The 16,946-nt window shown below is 42.7% G+C and carries 19 protein-coding genes and 1 tRNA gene; 13 read left to right on the top strand and 7 right to left on the bottom strand.

Features of this window, described 5'->3' with window-relative positions; translation table 11 throughout:
• Positions 1 to 127: 127 nt before the first annotated feature.
• The 4 genes from L2747_RS04595 to L2747_RS04580 form a co-directional block, all read right to left on the bottom strand.
• Complete coding sequence (locus L2747_RS04595; protein ID WP_248997917.1) at positions 128 to 382, bottom strand: hypothetical protein; 255 nt, start codon at positions 380 to 382, stop codon at positions 128 to 130.
• Complete coding sequence (locus L2747_RS04590) at positions 382 to 1,710, bottom strand: motility associated factor glycosyltransferase family protein (RefSeq protein WP_248997916.1); 1,329 nt, start codon at positions 1,708 to 1,710, stop codon at positions 382 to 384. Before L2747_RS04590 ends, L2747_RS04595 begins: the two co-directional genes overlap by 1 nt.
• Positions 1,711 to 1,935: 225 nt before the next feature.
• Positions 1,936 to 2,011 (bottom strand) — tRNA-Arg (locus tag L2747_RS04585).
• Positions 2,012 to 2,305: 294 nt separating this feature from the next.
• On the bottom strand, positions 2,306 to 3,475 hold the full coding sequence (locus L2747_RS04580) for a flagellar assembly protein FlgT (RefSeq protein WP_248997915.1): 1,170 nt from the start codon (positions 3,473 to 3,475) through the stop codon (positions 2,306 to 2,308).
• 488 nt (positions 3,476 to 3,963) lie between these two features.
• Between L2747_RS04580 and L2747_RS04575 the strand changes: the two genes are divergently transcribed.
• Entirely contained in the window at positions 3,964 to 4,584 is a 621-nt protein-coding gene (locus L2747_RS04575) for a FlgO family outer membrane protein (protein ID WP_248997914.1), read from the top strand.
• Positions 4,585 to 5,031, top strand: a complete 447-nt coding sequence (locus L2747_RS04570; RefSeq protein ID WP_248997913.1) for an LPP20 family lipoprotein — start codon at positions 4,585 to 4,587, stop codon at positions 5,029 to 5,031.
• A 98-nt stretch (positions 5,032 to 5,129) separates the two neighbouring features.
• Here L2747_RS04570 and L2747_RS04565 read toward each other — a convergent pair whose 3' ends face one another.
• The 3 genes from L2747_RS04565 to flgA all read right to left on the bottom strand — a co-directional run bounded on the left by L2747_RS04565 (position 5,130) and on the right by flgA (position 6,785).
• Positions 5,130 to 5,555: a flagella synthesis protein FlgN gene (locus L2747_RS04565; RefSeq protein ID WP_248997912.1), complete on the bottom strand. Its 426-nt coding sequence runs from the start codon at positions 5,553 to 5,555 to the stop codon at positions 5,130 to 5,132.
• Positions 5,556 to 5,617: 62 nt separating this feature from the next.
• The gene (gene flgM, locus L2747_RS04560; protein ID WP_248997911.1) at positions 5,618 to 5,935 is read right to left on the bottom strand and encodes a flagellar biosynthesis anti-sigma factor FlgM; all 318 of its coding nucleotides are present in this window, start codon (positions 5,933 to 5,935) and stop codon (positions 5,618 to 5,620) included.
• A 76-nt stretch (positions 5,936 to 6,011) separates the two neighbouring features.
• Entirely contained in the window at positions 6,012 to 6,785 is a 774-nt protein-coding gene (gene flgA / locus L2747_RS04555; RefSeq protein WP_248997910.1) for a flagellar basal body P-ring formation chaperone FlgA, read from the bottom strand.
• Positions 6,786 to 6,989: 204 nt separating this feature from the next.
• Between flgA and L2747_RS04550 the strand changes: the two genes are divergently transcribed.
• From L2747_RS04550 to flgJ, 11 genes are all read left to right on the top strand, one after another.
• Entirely contained in the window at positions 6,990 to 7,910 is a 921-nt protein-coding gene (locus L2747_RS04550) for a chemotaxis protein CheV (protein ID WP_248997909.1), read from the top strand.
• A gap of 136 nt (positions 7,911 to 8,046) precedes the next feature.
• Positions 8,047 to 8,886 carry a CheR family methyltransferase gene (locus tag L2747_RS04545; RefSeq protein ID WP_248998068.1) on the top strand — a complete coding sequence of 280 codons (840 nt, stop codon included), beginning with the start codon at positions 8,047 to 8,049 and terminating at the stop codon, positions 8,884 to 8,886.
• Between the two features lie 192 nt (positions 8,887 to 9,078).
• Positions 9,079 to 9,477: a flagellar basal body rod protein FlgB gene (flgB, locus tag L2747_RS04540; protein ID WP_248997908.1), complete on the top strand. Its 399-nt coding sequence runs from the start codon at positions 9,079 to 9,081 to the stop codon at positions 9,475 to 9,477.
• 2 nt (positions 9,478 to 9,479) lie between these two features.
• Positions 9,480 to 9,896, top strand: a complete 417-nt coding sequence (flgC, locus tag L2747_RS04535; RefSeq protein WP_012276534.1) for a flagellar basal body rod protein FlgC — start codon at positions 9,480 to 9,482, stop codon at positions 9,894 to 9,896.
• A gap of 25 nt (positions 9,897 to 9,921) precedes the next feature.
• Entirely contained in the window at positions 9,922 to 10,737 is an 816-nt protein-coding gene (flgD, locus tag L2747_RS04530) for a flagellar hook assembly protein FlgD (RefSeq protein ID WP_248997907.1), read from the top strand.
• A gap of 88 nt (positions 10,738 to 10,825) precedes the next feature.
• Entirely contained in the window at positions 10,826 to 12,187 is a 1,362-nt protein-coding gene (flgE, locus tag L2747_RS04525; protein ID WP_248997906.1) for a flagellar hook protein FlgE, read from the top strand.
• Between the two features lie 236 nt (positions 12,188 to 12,423).
• Positions 12,424 to 13,167, top strand: coding sequence for a flagellar basal-body rod protein FlgF (gene flgF, locus L2747_RS04520; protein WP_248997905.1), 744 nt, complete (start codon positions 12,424 to 12,426; stop codon positions 13,165 to 13,167).
• 10 nt (positions 13,168 to 13,177) lie between these two features.
• A complete protein-coding gene (flgG, locus tag L2747_RS04515; protein ID WP_248997904.1) occupies positions 13,178 to 13,966 on the top strand; it encodes a flagellar basal-body rod protein FlgG in 789 nt (262 codons plus the stop codon).
• Between the two features lie 22 nt (positions 13,967 to 13,988).
• The gene (flgH, locus tag L2747_RS04510) at positions 13,989 to 14,663 is read left to right on the top strand and encodes a flagellar basal body L-ring protein FlgH (protein WP_248997903.1); all 675 of its coding nucleotides are present in this window, start codon (positions 13,989 to 13,991) and stop codon (positions 14,661 to 14,663) included.
• 38 nt (positions 14,664 to 14,701) lie between these two features.
• On the top strand, positions 14,702 to 15,793 hold the full coding sequence (locus L2747_RS04505; protein WP_248998067.1) for a flagellar basal body P-ring protein FlgI: 1,092 nt from the start codon (positions 14,702 to 14,704) through the stop codon (positions 15,791 to 15,793).
• A gap of 28 nt (positions 15,794 to 15,821) precedes the next feature.
• Entirely contained in the window at positions 15,822 to 16,928 is a 1,107-nt protein-coding gene (flgJ, locus tag L2747_RS04500; RefSeq protein ID WP_248997902.1) for a flagellar assembly peptidoglycan hydrolase FlgJ, read from the top strand.
• The last annotated feature ends 18 nt before the right edge of the window (positions 16,929 to 16,946 follow it).

Below are 16,946 nucleotides of genomic sequence, written 5' to 3'. Positions count from 1 at the left end.
TTTGTAATCAAGCCATAGCATAGATGTGGTTATGGCTTGATAGTAAACGACTTTCAGACTAACTCGCTTTGGCATACCAATTTCATTTAAGCCTCCATTACGCAAGTACTTTTCACTTTAATAGCTCTTATGAAAGCAATAAGGGTAATTCATACTCTAAGGCATCCGCTAATCCTAACCAGTCATGCTTTTCTTGCGCGGCAAGCATACTGCTTAATATGGGCATGATTTGCTGATTATTAGTTAAAGAAGCTTGAAGCTCAATTAACTTATCTATGCATTCAGTCAGTTGTAATGAGCCTTGCGCCTCATGACCTAATCTTAATTGATGAGCTGTGCTTATCAGTTGCTGAATTAGAGAATCATTTACCATTTGGGTCATTATTTACACTCTTTAAAGCTAGCACCGTCAATACGCGCGCTAGATAAGCTGGATTGATAAAAAGCAACATGAGGCTTTGTGCGAATATAGTGCTCTAGACTTCTTAAATAGCCTCTAAAACTCAGTTCAGTCGCCACTTTTTCACCTATACCATTAAACACCCAGTGTTTAGCATGTGCAGCTTTGAGCCCTAAAGCCCCGTCCGGCCAGTGAGCATGGGTTTTGTTATTCGGGTAACAAAAGTCGCTACCAAAAAGGGTGATGTCAGATGCTTGAAGATGAACAGCCAAATCGATAGCAGGATGAAGAACGCTACCATTAGAAAACAGTCTTAGCTTAGTAATTTGCTCATTGATTGCATCATATTTTGTATGTTGCGAATAGGCGTTATATTTAGGTCCAGGCCACCACTCAATTACATCTGTCGGTACGGTTGGGAAATAAACCAAGTTGATATCGTCAGCTAATGTCTTCGGGAAATGCTCCCGAGTAATATTTTGTTCAATACTCACCACAATATCAGGTACAACGCCATGGCTGATAAGCGGCGTTAATGCGGTGTCAACAGCAATGAATAGCCGGCGTTGCCCTAACGGTTTAAGCCTTTCAGTTGCTAAAAATTGATAGTGCTGTTCTAACGAAGGGCCTGTGCCAATCACATAGGCTTTCGGCTTGCTATAGTGGTCCTTTAGCTTTGCTGCATCGGCATCTTTACTCAGCAGATGCCGATTCGCCGCGAGCCTTTGTTTAAATATCGATTCATTGTCTTGTGAGCGCTGATTGGCATAAGCACGATTGTTCTCGTAAACCAGCAGGTCTCGTAAGACGGCATTACAATCGTCAATCAATAATAGATCTGGTGTGATGGAAATATATTGCCCATTAGTCACATTCTGCGTTAATTCACTTTCAATATAGACTCTAGGATCATTAAGCCATTCGCTTTGGTCGGTATAACAAAGTAATAATGCAAACAGCGAATAGTTAAGAGGGCAGACCGTAATGGTTTGTAGTTCTGATCTGAGAGGGGCTTGAAATGAGTCATTAACCGTTGAGTCATCACACAAGAGTGAAATAACATCACCCATTCCCATGCCATAAACTGTCACATCAACACAGTTTTTAGGTAGTTGTTCAATAAAGAGTTGCGCTTCTGCAAGGCGATTATGGCGACTGCTTAACTGGATCCCATTTACCGAGATGGTTTGGTTTTGTCCGGTGACAAGATTGGCATCAAAATGGTCAAAGTTTGCAAGTGTCAGTTTTGAGGCTACAGCAGGCCAGCGTTGACTAATAAGCGCTAAATTACTCGTAAACAATTCTGTCATTTAATGGTTTCCTGAAATGTCGTCAGCTATAACAGCGCAATTAACGCATTATTAGCATGGTATCAGTTAACGGTTAGCTGCTGAACTTGAATAGAGAACTTTGAGCGTAAATGAGAGTAAAAACAAAAATAGAGTTACAAATATGATCGCTAGGTTGTGAGCGAGGCTAAAAGTAAACAATGAAGATGATATAGCAGAAGTAACATCACCCAAAAGGCATGTATATGGTCTCCCCACAGGGACTCGAACCCCGATCGATCGCTTAGGAGGCGACTGCTCTATCCTGTTGAGCTATAGGGAGACTGAGCTGATTATACTGGTTTTCTCCCTAATGAGAAGAGGGGATGAAAAGCTAATTAATTTAGTTGCTTAATTAATGTTCGCTATTTCAATTTAAATTGTGAATGGCGAGGGGCACTCGCCATTTATTGCGTCTATTGTTATTAGACTAGCCATATTGAAACGACTCTTCTTCAAAGCGAACTTCTTTTGACTTTTCAAGACAAGATTGCTGGTTTTACTTGCTAGTCTCTAAGTCTCTAAGTCTCTAAGTCTCTAAGTCTCTAAGTCTCTAAGTCTCTAAGTCTCTAAGTCATTATAGCTTTATTGCTAAATCGTTTAACTGCACGTTGAGCGATGCTGCGATTCCTGTTAACACCGCTGTCGAGCTTTCTTGTGTTACTTGGTCGATAGTAATTGTCGCTTTGCTTTTACTAGCAACTGCTCGCATGTTATCTAAGCGGTCGGGTAGATTTTGCTGTAAGACTAACTGCAGTTTATCGCCAACACGGATGCCGTGCTCTCTGCCTAGATTGATAATGATCCTGTCACCCTGACGAGAAACAATTTGGCCTAGCAGAGGTCGGCAGTTTAGGTTGTCATCGATATCAATACTAACTTGGCTTAGCACTTTGTCAATTGCTTCGCCATATTCTGAGCCCCAAAAGGTGGCACTATTTGAGTTGACGGTACGCTGGCGTTTAAACTCCCACTCAGCTGCTTGGGTATATTGTTGACTCCAGACTTTTTCGCCGCTAATAGCGTGAAACAGTGACACGCGAATATGAAAGTTACGCATGGGGTCATTATCCCAAAGGCCTAATGTGCTGGTAAACGGTTCGGTTGAAATATCGATAATTTCTGGCAATAAAATATATTGGCTGTCGGTTATTTCACCCAACCAAGTCGGCAAGCGGTAACCGCGAACGTCAACCAATGCTTGGTCGATATCTAAGCGCTCATTGGCATGAATATGTGGGAAGCTACTATTTGAGCGCTGCTGTATGATGTTAGCTAAACGCTCTGATAAGTTCTGCTCGAATAAACCGATATTACCGTAGCGGAGTTGTGTGCGATCTTTTATCAATGCCTGAGGGATTAAAATTGCCGCTTTAAGTCCTGTGGTTGGACAAGCTTGTTCCATTGGCTCAAGTATATCGATGCGGACATTTACACTAAGTACGTTGTCGGTGATTTGCTCATTAATGAGTTCAACATTTTGACTATGTGCTTGCTGTGACATAGTGAATGAATCATCAATGAGTTGGCCATTACTCAAGGTTTGCTGACTACTAAAGCTTGCTCCGGATTTTAATGTGGCATAAGTTACCGCTTGATTAATAGCATCTTCTCTAGCTTGGGCAACATTATTGCCAGTTATTTTGGCTTGTCCGCTCGCTGTGACCCACTTAGCTGAAACAGGCTGTGTCATTAATGATGATGTTAGGCATATAAGTGCCAGTATTGAATATGGTGCTACTTTCATCTTACCTTTTCCGGTTTTATCACTAGATACAGTTTCTAAAGAGGGCTTAAACGACGTTTAACTGGCGCTTATGCATAACTAAAGAGTACTAAGCAAGTTATATGCCCGTCGTTATGTGTTTGTTGTATAAAGTCCAAGTCATGCCCTGGATTGAACACGCGGACTCTATTGCAACTTAGGTTGATAGACTTAAATCAAGGATCCTTGCTTGGCTGATTTTTCTGCAGTTTTAAGTCGCAATTAATTTCTTTCAATCTGACTCTTTTTAGTTGTGAATAATAGACTCTATAGTGAGTGATAAAGCGAATTAATTGTTTAATAAGTGCTTTTTGCTTTGTTAGCCTTAGTCGGAGGATTTCAGTAATGGAGTTTAATGATAACAATAAAGTTATCCTATTTTACGCCGATAAAGTCTTAACAGTATTAGTTCGCATCATAAGGTGCACGAATTAGTCGTAGGCGTATTAACGCCATATAGGGCTTTAACAATGTATAAATTTATTATTCTTTTACCGTTATTATTTACTTTAGGTTGTGAAACAACCACTGAGCTCCCTAAAGCAAGTAGTGACGGCTATGGTCTACCTCATACAGCGGCAATAAACCAAGTATCAATGCAGATGGTTAATGCATTAGTGCGCCAAAATGACGGTTTACGCTCTGACCAGCCGTTAATTGTAACTACACCAGTATTGGTTAATGATTTGCAAACCACCAATGCATTTGGATTGCAGTTTCAGCAGGGGTTGATCGCAGCGCTACACGATAATCAATTTAATCTAGTTGATGTAAACGTTAGTGAAGCGCTTAAAGTGCTCCCCTCTGGCGAGTTTATTTTGAGTCGAGATTGGCAACAGTTACCAGCGGATTTGCCAGTCGAACATGTAGTTGTGTCAACAATGAGCTTATCTAATAGTGGCATGGCGTTAACGAGTCGAATTGTTAATGTGACCAATAATCGTGTGGTATCAGCAGCCCAAGGCTTTGTTAATGCAAAAGAGATGGCTGATTATATTCGACCTTCTCAGAAAGTTGTTTCAGAAGGCGGTCTGCTATACCGCAATAGCAACCTCGCTGAGCAAACCGTATCAGTGATTGGAGAGCAGTAGATGAAGGCGATAATCTTGTTAGTTACCTTGTTGCTAAGTGGATGCTCTGCGCAAGATAGGTATGTGCAATATGAAACTGAAGCGCCGACGAGTTTTCCTAAAATTACCGCAATTGGGTATGCAACGCTAGATATTCAACCCGCAGCGGAGCCCGCACAGCGGGTGCTAATGGCTATGCAGGCATCAAAAATAGCAGCATATCGAGAATTGGCTGAACAGGTTTATGGTCAGCAGCTCACCGCTAACAGTCAGGTGCGTGACTGGGTAATGGCTGGAGATAATATTCAAACTTCAGTATCAGGTGTCATTCGCGGCGCTAGGGTTGTGAAGAGTTATCCGGCTGGAGAGCATTACGTTACTGAACTTGAACTGGATTTTGAGCAGGTTTGGGCGCTGTATCAGCAACAAAACCGCTCTCAACGAGTGAAGACAGTGACTTATTTTTAAGTAAAAGAGTCTCTGATATCTTTCTTCATTCGGGGAGGGGGATTAAACAACAAAAAGCCGACATTGCATATGTCGGCTTTTTGTTGTTTGTCTTAGCGCTAGGCTTTAAGGTTACTACCTAAAGTTGAAATGCTTGAGGTTTTACCTTTGCCGTCATAAGTTAAGCTTGATGCATTTCTGCTAGTTTGCAAAGCTTGAGAAAATCGGTTTAAGCTGGCTAAACTTAATTCAATTAACGATTCATTCTCAGCGTTAAGCTGCTGACATTGCGCTAATAAGTCTTTAGCGTTACTCACTTGCGCGGCAAGCTCCGCATCGGTTTTGAGTAATGCAATATCTGGCTGGGTAGCAATCATCTCATCATTTTGTTTTAGGCTTGTCAGTAAATTAGCCTTAGTGCTAGCTAATGCCAGCAATGCATCGGCTTGCTGCGCATGCAATGCTTGCTTTTCTTGGCTAATCACTGCATTTAGCTCAGTCAACACTTGGTGTTGTGAGCTTAAAAGTTGAGAGAGATTTGTCATATTGGCCTTGTTTTTTCGCTCTAAATGAGTTCGTAGCTGAGACCGATTATGCTTAACTGAGCTTAATCTAAGTCTTTAAGGTCATTTTCCAAACTAGCAATGTTACTTGCAAGCTTTTCTGGATCGATTTTGTAACGCCCTTCGGCAATTGCCGCTTTAATCGCGTCTACTTTCTTTTGATCGATTTCTGGCATATCGGCCATCTTAGTTTGAACATTTTGAATTTGTTGTGCTTGTGGTGTAATTGACACCGAGTCGCTTTTTTGCGGCGTTGGCGCTGCATTGGTTGGTGCCGTTTGCGCAGGGGTACCTTTAGCACTTGTTCCTGTACTAATACGAGTATTAGCGTGAGGGTTAACTTGTTTAATATCAATAGCCATTTTGAGATCCAACATTTATTAAAGAGAGTTTCTTACACACCATATCGGCGGCCTAACTCATTACTTTAGATTTATTTTACATTCTTACTTCAACTTGGCCAACGCCAGTCACTCTAGCGTCGAGATTTTTGTGAGAATGGCTATTCTTAATTCTTATTTTGTCACCCACATTGCCATCATGTAGCGCTTCACCTACGGTTTTAATTTGAAAGTTTTCAGAGCGAGCGTATATAGATACGCTGTCGCCTTTGCAAATAATGCACAGCTGATTAGCAAATATAGGTTGTCCAGGCACTACGCGCCTTTTTAACCTTGCACCGACAACATCTTCAACGAATTCAAATTGGTGACCTCGTAAACTGGCTTGTTCGATATATTCAATTGCCACATCACTGCCAGAAAGTAAATCTCCTGGCCCCATGGTCGATTTTGCCACGACAACCGGGTACATGATATCGACTTTGACTGATAGAAATATTTGCCAAGGGTAACTTAAGTCGGGGCTGTTACAGCTAATTTTTACGGTATTGTTGCGTCTAATGGCACGGTTACTGGCAATTTCAGCCTTAATAGGTGGGTAACAATTGGGGAGGTTTACTCGGGTATCTAGACTTTGGGGAGTAATTTGAATTTTTGCTTTTTCAGGCGCTTCTATTTTTTCTTCTACAGCGGCTATAGCTAATCGAGAAATGGTCGATATAGAAGGAATACTGGCCTGCGCAGTTGCAAATACCTGAGTAGGTACCAAAAGCGCAACTAAAAGCGGGCATAAGTACAAATTCCTAATGAATGCAGTCGTTTGATTCGTTAGAATACGGCTAAATTTTGTAGTTTTTGGGACTGCAGTCATCTTTATCCTTTTGCATCAGTGAGCGTCATTAGTTTGACTTAAAGAGTGTGACTTGCTCAGGTGTCGCTATATAAGCAAGTAGTATGCCTAAAAGGTATTTCAGTGTGAAAGGGAGGCTGGTAAGCCACTTTATAGCTGCAGTCGTAACATCATTTTAATGAAACAGATATAAGCCTATAGAAGTAGGTACAGGGCAAAAATTGTATGTCGAATATTCTTGAATCAGTAAACAAACGGACTCAACTGGTTGGGCAAAATCGCCTTGAGTTATTGTTATTTAAACTTAATGGACGTCAACGATTCGGAATTAACGTTTTTAAAGTAAAAGAGGTGCTGCAATGCCCACCTTTGACAAACTTACCTAAGCTTAACTCTAAAGTGCGTGGTATCGCCCATGTGCGGGGTATGACTATTTCTGTCATCGATTTAAGTGCGGCAACGGGTGGTCGTCCGATTGAAGACATCGCTAATAGCTTTATCATTATTTCAGAGTATAACCGCAGCATTCAGGGCTTTTTAGTTAGCTCTGTTGAACGAATTATTAATATGAACTGGGAAGCTATTATGCCTCCGCCACAAGGCGCAGGTAAGCTATCTTATTTGACTGCGGTGACAGAAATTGACAATGAGTTGGTTGAAATTTTAGATGTTGAGAAAATTCTTGATGAAATATCTCCGGTTAATACCAATACCAGTAAAGAATTGGATGATGCATTAACTATTGATCGTGAAAAGCATTATCACATTATGGTGATAGATGACTCGTCAGTAGCGCGCAAACAAATCATCCGTGCGTTAACCTCACTTAATTTGCAAATCGATACAGCAAAAGATGGTAAAGAAGCGTTAGATAAACTGCGAGCGATAGCGACAGAGCTTGATGATGTGTCGACAGAGATCCCATTGATTATTTCTGATATCGAAATGCCTGAAATGGATGGTTATACTTTAACCGCTGAAATTCGAGATGATCCAAAGCTTAAGAATATTAAAGTGGTACTCCACACTTCTTTAAGCGGAGTGTTCAACCAAGCAATGGTGCAAAAAGTTGGCGCCAACGACTTTATCGCGAAATTTAATCCTGATGAGTTAGCGGCTGCTGTAAACAAGCACTTAAGTTTATAATTATCCCACCTTGAGCGGTGATGAGACGCGGTGTTACTTGTGTTTCAGGCGCTGCTAAGGTATAACGCTGCGTTCGTTTTTTGACTATTGCCAATGCAGTTTAGCTTAATGCGGTTTGTTTAAAATTAATTAGGATATAAGAGTGTCGAATAAATCTCTCGCTGAGAATGAGTACAATCAATTTAGATTATTCTTAGAGCAGCACAGCGGTATTGTGCTGGGAGAAAATAAGCAGTATTTGGTGCGCAGCCGATTAGCACCGCTAATGGGGAAGTATAACTTACCCTCTTTATCTGATGTGGTGAAACATTCGATGAAACCGACTGAGCGTCAATTGCGCACAGAGGTAATTGATGCCATGACGACTAATGAAACTTTATGGTTCCGTGACCGTTACCCATTTGAACTATTATCTAATTCAATTTTACCGACGTTTAGCCGACTAGGCCGTCCAGTGAAGATTTGGTCTGCAGCATGCTCGTCTGGGCAAGAACCGTATTCATTGGCGATGAGTATTTTAGAACACCAACAACGCAAACCGGGAAGTTTGCCTGGCAGTGCAAGTATCTTGGCTACTGATTTGTCACCATCGATGCTTGAACGTTGCAAAAATGCCGAATATGACAACCTTGCACTCGGTCGTGGTTTGTCTGATGAACGTAAACGTCAGTTTTTTGATGCTTTACCCTCAGGCAACATGGTGATTAAGTCTAACGTAAAGCGCTTGGTGAACTTTAGAGCTCATAACTTGCTTGAAAGTTATACGCTTCTGGGCAAGTTTGATATTATTTTTTGCCGCAATGTTTTGATCTACTTTTCTCCAGAGGCAAAGCGAAAGATATTGCGGCAATTTGCTGCCGCTTTAAATCCGAACGGCATATTGTTTCTAGGTGCATCGGAGTCTATTGCAGGCTTGTCTGATGAATTTGATATGGTGCGCTGTAACCCCGGCATTTATTATCAAAAAAAATCTTGATGTCTTCTTAACGTAAGATCAACGTTATTAATAACGCGCCTCGCTCTTAGGCGCGTTTTTTATTGCCTTTTTGCTGTACTTTTTAGCACGATTTTTATTTCAGCTACGATGACTCATTAAACCTTTCTTATTATTTAATGTTTTGGCACAAGTATTGCTTTATTTTAGCCATAGAGCTGAGGAGGCAATTTTATGGCGATTAGTTTTGACAAAGCATTAGGCATACATCAACACACTTTGGGGATCCGTTCTCAGCGTGCTGAAGTATTGTCTTCAAATATAGCTAATGCTGATACGCCAAATTATAAAGCGCGTGATGTAGATTTTACCAAAGCCATCAACGCAGCCAAGTCGCAACAGTCGGGACTTACTATGGCTAAAAGCGATAGTAAGCACTTTGATTTAGCAGCATTATCTCAGCAACATGTCAGTTACCGAGTGCCTAACCAACCTGATACTGGTGATGGTAACACCGTTGATATTCAGCAAGAGCAATCAGCATTTATGCAAAATGCCCTTGAGTATCAAATGTCACTGGGTTTTCTAGACAGTAAGTTTTCAGGTATGAAGAAAGCGATTAGAGGCGATTAATTATGAGCTTATTTAATATTTTCAATGTGGCTGGTTCTGGTATGTCAGCTCAGTCGGTCAGACTAAATACCACCGCTAGTAATATCGCTAACGCTGACTCTGTATCAAGCAGTGTTGGTGAGACTTATCGCGCTCGTCATCCTATTTTTGAAGCTGAGATGAGTAAAGCACAACAGCATCAAAGTGCATCGGCTTCAGTTGCTGTTAAGGGAATTGTCGAAAGTGACTTACCGCTTAATAAAGAATTCTCGCCAGATCATCCTATGGCGGACACAGATGGTTTTATTTACAAGCCAAATGTAAATGTGATGGAGGAGATGGCTAACATGATTTCAGCCTCTCGCTCATACCAAATGAACGTACAAGTCACTGAAGCAGCGAAGTCTATGCTTCAGCAGACGCTTAGAATAGGCAAATAAACTCAGTGAAAGCTGGAGGTAAACTTTGAGCCTTATAAATCCGCTCACATCAACGCAGTCTGCAACGGGACAAAGCCCGCAGGCTAATGCTATTTCGCCGCAAACAGCCGCTACGGCGACTCAAAGTGCGGCAGCAGCAGCGACGGTAACAGAGCAACAGTCAACCACGGGGAATCCATTTCTTGACGGTTTACGTCTACCAGAAGAAAACGCGGTACCTGACGCTAATAATCAAGAATTAACTCAAGAAGATTTCTTTGCGTTATTAAGTCAGCAGTTGTCAATGCAGGATCCATTTAAGCCGGTTGAAAACGACCAAATGATCCAGCAGATGGCATCTTTCTCAACTGTAGATGGTATCACTAAACTTAACGAAGAAATTGTTAACCTTAATGCATTGACTAGCTCAAGTCAGGCGCTGCAGGCATCGGGCCTCGTTGGGCAAAAGGTGCTAATTCCTTCTGATACGGGCCATATTTCAGCTGAAGACCCAAGCATGAAAGGCATTATCAGTACGCCAGAATCGATTGAATCTATCACAGTGCGTATTGAAGATGACAAAGGCCAGTTAGTTGACACCTTTACCGTTGACGGTAGTGAAGGCGGCAATATCGATGTCAGCTGGGACGGCCTAGACAAAAATGGTCAGCCTGTTGCCGAAGGTAACTATTCCTTCAAAGCGAGTGGCAAGGTAGATGGTAAGAGCGAAGAGTTACCTGTGTCGACCTATGCTCATGTATCGAGTGTTTCACTGGGTAATGCTGCGACCGGAGCTATTTTGAATTTACGTGGTGTTGGCGGCATTAAGATCGGTGATGTTCTCGCTGTATCTGAAACTTAACAAAAATAAAGATATGTATTGAGATTGTGCTATTCATCAATGTTTAGACCTTCTTAAAAATCGAATTACATAAGGATTGAGGTGAACCATGTCATTTAACATTGCTTTGAGCGGCATTTCGTCAGCACAAAAAGACCTAAATACCACTGCAAACAACATTGCTAACGTTAACACCACAGGCTTTAAAGAATCACGTGCTGAATTTGCAGATGTGTATGCCAATTCTATTTTTTCAAATAGTAAAACAGCAGTTGGCGGGGGAGTTACAACGAGTCAAGTGGCTCAGCAATTCCATCAGGGCAGCATGGCATTTACCAATAACTCGCTTGATATGGCAATTAACGGTGGTGGTTTCTTTGTAACCTCATCTGAAGCAGGCTCACAAGATCACTCATTTACGCGTGCGGGTGCGTTTAAGTTTGATTCTAATAATTACATTGTTGACTCAGCGGGTAACTTCTTACAGACCTTCCCTGTTGATAAAGAGGGTAATTCTACCTCTGTGAGCTTAACCACAACTAAACCGGTGCAGATCCCTGACACGGCTGGTAGTCCAGTTAAGACCGACAATGTTGGTATTCAAATGAACCTTAATGCAGGCGAAGGCACGTTAGATCCAGCAGCGTTTGATCCGGATGACCCAGAAACGTTTAACAACTCAACTTCTGTAACCATGTACGATTCACTTGGTGAACCGCATATTTTAACTTCGTATTTTGTACGCCCACCTAACGCCGCCCATACCGGCGAAAGTAACTGGGTAGCGTTTTATGCGGTAGATGGGAAACCTGTTGATTTAGACCCTGCCGCGGGTGAATACAATGTTGATACCAATGGTGACGGTACGATCGATGGTAAAGCATCTGCTGAAAATGCTGGTGGCTGGAAAGGTGCTGCAATTTCATTTAATGACACAGGCGCATATACTGGCAGTAACCCTGCGGTGATCAAGACCGAAGCATTGGGTGTGGGTGGCGCGAACGTATTAGGTCCTGGCGCTGATGGCTCACAAACGCTAACACTTAACTTTAATAATCCGACCCAGTATGCGTCGCCATTTGAAGTAACTGAGTTGACGCAAGACGGTACAACCGTTGGTCGTTTAACTAACGTTGAAGTTGGCGCAGACGGGCTAATTAACGCAAGCTACAGTAATGGTTCAACAGTACCATTAGCACGTGTTGCCTTGGTTAGTTTTGCTAATGAGCAAGGATTAACTCAAGCAGGCAATACCTCTTGGAAAGCGAGTTTAGATTCGGGACCTGCTTTAGCTGGCGAGGCGAACAGTGGCACATTTGGTGGTATTCGTTCATCCGCACTTGAACAATCGAACGTAGACTTAACGACTGAGCTGGTTGATTTGATTTCTGCTCAGCGTAATTTCCAAGCTAACTCTCGAACGCTTGAAGTGAATAACACGCTACAGCAGTCAATTCTACAGATCCGCTAAGCAAAGCATTAGCTAGTGTGAACACGTTGCCGCAATGGCAACGTGTTTCCTATCCAATCATTGATACTCGTTTTTCTGATTAAGCTTTTACCTTTAAATTACTGCATAAGTTTCTCATCACGCATTTAATATCAATCACTTCAATATCGTTCTCACTTTAACCTCCTGATAAATAGCAGTAGTTGGCACAGAGTTTGCTTTGCTATTGTTTAGACGGAAGTTTGACGGAGTGTTAAGTGGACAAATTGCTCTATGTCGCAATGAGCGGCGCAAAACAGAATATGAATTCGTTGGCTGTAAGTGCCAACAATTTGGCAAATGCGAATACTGATGGTTTTAAAGCTGACTTGGCCCAAGCACGCTCTATGCAAGCTTTTGGTGAGGGCTTACCTACACGTGTATTTTCAATGACTGAAACTCCGTCTGCAAACTTTTCTAGTGGCCCAATAAAAACGACTGGTCGCGATTTAGATATCGCCGTTAAAGGCGATGGCTGGATTGCAGTTCAAGCAGAGAATGGTGGTGAAGCTTACACCCGTTCAGGCAGCTTACGTTTCGATAACTCAGGCGTTTTACGTAACGACAGAGGCACAGCTGTGATGGGCGACAATGGCCCAATCGTTCTACCTTTACCCATTGAAAAGGTAGAGATCTCCCAAGACGGTATTGTCTCTGTGCGTCCGTCTGGTGCTACCGCTGAAGTGATTGAAGAGGTGGCCCGGATCAAGCTTGTTAACCCGGGTAACCAAAACTTAATGCGCGGAGAAGACGGATTATTCCGTTTGATGTCAGGTGAAAATGCCCCTGCTGATCCTAGCGTAGGTTTGTTAAGCGGCGCTGTTGAAGGCAGCAATGTTAATGCCGTACATGAAATGGTATCTATGATTGACCTTCAGCGTCAGTTTGAGATGCAAGTAAAAATGATGAAAACAGCAGAAGAGAACGATCGCGCGTCTTCTGCCTTAATGCGCATAAGCTAGGAGAGATACTATGCATCCCGCTTTATGGATAAGTAAGACTGGTTTAGACGCTCAGCAAACCGATATTTCTGTTATTTCTAACAACGTGGCAAACGCCAGCACTGTTGGTTTTAAAAAGAGTCGTGCGGTATTTGAAGACTTGCTTTATCAAAACGTTAATCAAGCTGGTGGTATCAGTGCTTCGAATACTAAATTGCCTAACGGTTTAAGTATTGGTGCGGGTACCAAAGTGGTTGCTACCCAAGAGATGTTTACTCAAGGCAACATGCTCACTACTGATAACTCGTTAGATTTGATGGTTGAAGGCCCAGGCTTTTTTGAAGTGCAATTACCAGATGGCACCGCAGCTTATACCCGCAACGGCCAGTTTAGTTTAGATGACACCGGCCAAATCGTGACCCCAGGTTCAGGCTATGTGATTCAACCTGCTATCACCATTCCTGAAGATGCCACAAGTATCACCGTTTCAGCTGAAGGTGAAGTGTCGGTTAAAACACCGGGCAACGCAGAAAACCAAGTCGTGGGTCAGCTAGCTATTTCTGATTTTATTAATCCGTCAGGACTCGACCCTATGGGGCAGAACTTATACTTAGAAACTGGCGCAAGTGGCACACCTATTCAAGGCACTGCATCACTTGATGGTATGGGCGCGATTCGACAAGGCGCATTAGAAACCTCAAACGTGAACGTGACAGAAGAGTTAGTAAACTTGATTGAAAGTCAGCGTATTTACGAGATGAACTCTAAAGTGATTTCAGCTGTTGACCAAATGTTGTCTTACGTTAACCAAAACCTTTAAGCATTTATAAGAGGCGTTGAATATGAAGCATTTGTGGCTTTTGGCCCTTGTTGCAGTAATTTCAGGATGTAATTCAACTAACGGTAAACCGATAGCGGACGATCCTTATTATGCGCCTGTGTATCCAGAGGCGCCGCCGACGAAGATCGCTGCGACTGGCTCTATGTATCAAGATAGTCAGGCTTCTAGTTTGTATTCAGACATTAAAGCGCTGAAAGTGGGTGACATCATTACCGTTTATTTGATGGAACAAACTCAAGCGAAAAAGAGTGCTAATAACGAGATTTCCAAAGGGACCGATCTGTCGCTTGACCCGATTTATGCCGGTGGCGGCAATATCACTGTGGGTGGTAATCCGATTGATCTGCGCTACAAAGACAGCATGAATACCAAGCGTGAGTCTGATGCAGACCAAAGCAATAGCTTGTCGGGTAGTATTTCTGCCAATGTTATGCAAGTACTCAACAACGGTAATTTGGTTATTCGTGGTGAAAAATGGATAAGTATCAATAACGGTGACGAGTTTGTACGTATTACCGGTATCGTTCGCGCGCAAGATATTCGACCAGATAACACCATTGACTCACAACGTGTGGCAAATGCGCGTATTCAATACAGTGGTACAGGAACCTTTGCTGAAGTACAAAAAGTAGGCTGGTTAGCCTCATTCTTTATGGGTAGCTGGTGGCCGTTTTAGGCTAGAAAGGTTTTGCCTAGTGCTAAGGATTTAGGATGATGAAATTTAAATTGGTTTTACTTTGCGCCATTTTGGCGATAACTGCGCCGGCTCATGCGCAGCGGATCAAAGATATTGCCAACGTACAGGGCGTACGTAGTAACCAGTTGATTGGTTATGGTTTAGTGGTTGGTTTACCCGGAACCGGTGAAAAAACCCGTTACACCGAGCAAACGTTTAAAACTATGTTGAAAAACTTTGGTATCAACTTACCGGACAATTTCAGACCTAAGATTAAAAACATTGCTGTGGTAGCAGTTAGTGCTGAGATGCCACCATTTATCAAGCCTGGCCAAACATTAGATGTAACAGTATCGAGTTTAGGTGAAGCTAAAAGTTTACGTGGCGGTACATTACTACAGACTTTCTTAAAAGGTGTCGACGGTAACGTATACGCTATTGCTCAAGGCAGCATGGTTGTGAGTGGTTTTAGTGCCGAAGGTATGGATGGTTCTAAAGTAGTACAAAACACACCTACCGTTGGCCGTATTCCAAATGGTGCAATGATTGAACGAACAGTTGCAACGCCATTTTCAACAGGCGACCACTTAACTTTTAACCTGCGCCGCGCTGATTTTTCGACGGCAAAACGTTTGGCGGATGCAATTAACGATCTGCTTGGACCTGGTATGGCAAGACCACTTGATGCGGCATCTGTGCAAGTGAGTGCGCCGCGCGATGTGTCACAACGGGTATCGTTTTTAGCCACGCTTGAGAATATTGAAGTCGAACCTGCAGCAGAGTCTGCCAAAGTCATTGTTAATTCTCGTACTGGCACCATTGTGGTTGGCCAAAACGTCAAATTATTGCCAGCAGCAGTGACTCATGGTGGCTTAACTGTGACCATTGCAGAGGCAACGCAGGTATCTCAGCCTAATCCATTTGCAAATGGACAAACGGTTGTCACCACCGACAGCACAGTTGATGTGGCGGAAGAAGATAGCCGTATGTTTATGTTTAATCCTGGAACCACGCTAGATGAGCTAGTTCGAGCGGTAAACTTAGTCGGTGCGGCGCCTTCAGATGTGCTAGCAATTCTAGAAGCGTTAAAGATGGCAGGGGCTTTGCATGGTGAACTGATAATTATCTAAATATTGTCAGTTTTATTGGAAAGGTGTCATGGAAAAGCTGTCGAACGCATCGCAATTTCTGGATCTTGGAGGCTTGGACTCATTAAGATCCAGAGCCCAAAAAGATGAAACCAGTGCGTTAAAAGAAGTTGCCCAGCAGTTTGAAGGGATCTTCGTGCAAATGCTGATGCAAAGCATGCGTGACGCCAATGCTGTATTCGAGTCTGATAGCCCGATGAATAGCCAATACACCAAATTTTACGAGCAGATGCATGATCAGCAAATGTCGTTAAATCTATCGGGTGAGGGCATGTTGGGTTTGGCTGACTTAATGGTGCAGCAACTTGACCCTGCAAATAGCCCAATGACTCCAGCGTCTGTATTACGTGGTGATATTAATGGTGGCTCAAAAGCGGCGGCTTTGACTATGGATAAGCCTGATATGTTGCAGATGCCGACAGCGCGTGTGGCAAGTGTTGATGCGAGTAATCATACCAGCACTAATCCAATGGCCTTAGCAAGCCTGCAATCTAATCAATATGCCAGTGTTAATGGCAATGCCGAATTAGCAACCGCAGCGCCCAAACTACAAACTTTAGATTCCGTATTAAGTGGCAAAGTATTGCCGTCCGCGGCAGTCAATGGCGATAAATCCCAAGCAAATTTTACCAGCCAAGATGAGTTCGTATCACGCTTATACCCTCATGCTGAAAAAGCGGCCGCTGCACTGGGGACGACACCTGAAGTATTGATTGCGCAATCTGCGTTAGAAACCGGATGGGGTCAGAAGATGGTTAAAGGTCATCAGGGGCAGCAAAGCAACAATTTATTTAACATTAAAGCTGACAACCGCTGGCAAGGTGATAAAGCTTCTGTAAGCACCTTGGAATATGAGCAAGGTATCGCTGTAAAACAGCAAGCTAATTTTAGGGTTTATGAGGATATCGGCCAAAGCTTTAACGATTTCGTGTCGTTTGTGTCTAACGGTGAGCGCTACCAAGATGCGATGAAGCAAGCAAGTAACCCACAAGCCTTTATTCGTTCTCTGCAAGATGCAGGTTATGCAACCGATCCTAAATATGCCGATAAGGTTATTCAGGTGATGAAAACTATTACTCGAGACTTTAAAGATGTCTTACAAGGGGTTAAGCAATGATTAATCGTGTTGTTCAAT

It is taken from the genome of Shewanella marinintestina, assembly GCF_023283845.1.
GTDB classification, from domain to species: domain Bacteria; phylum Pseudomonadota; class Gammaproteobacteria; order Enterobacterales; family Shewanellaceae; genus Shewanella; species Shewanella marinintestina.
The sequence above is the reverse complement of the archived record's forward strand: the minus strand, read 5'-3'. Positions and strand labels throughout refer to the sequence as shown.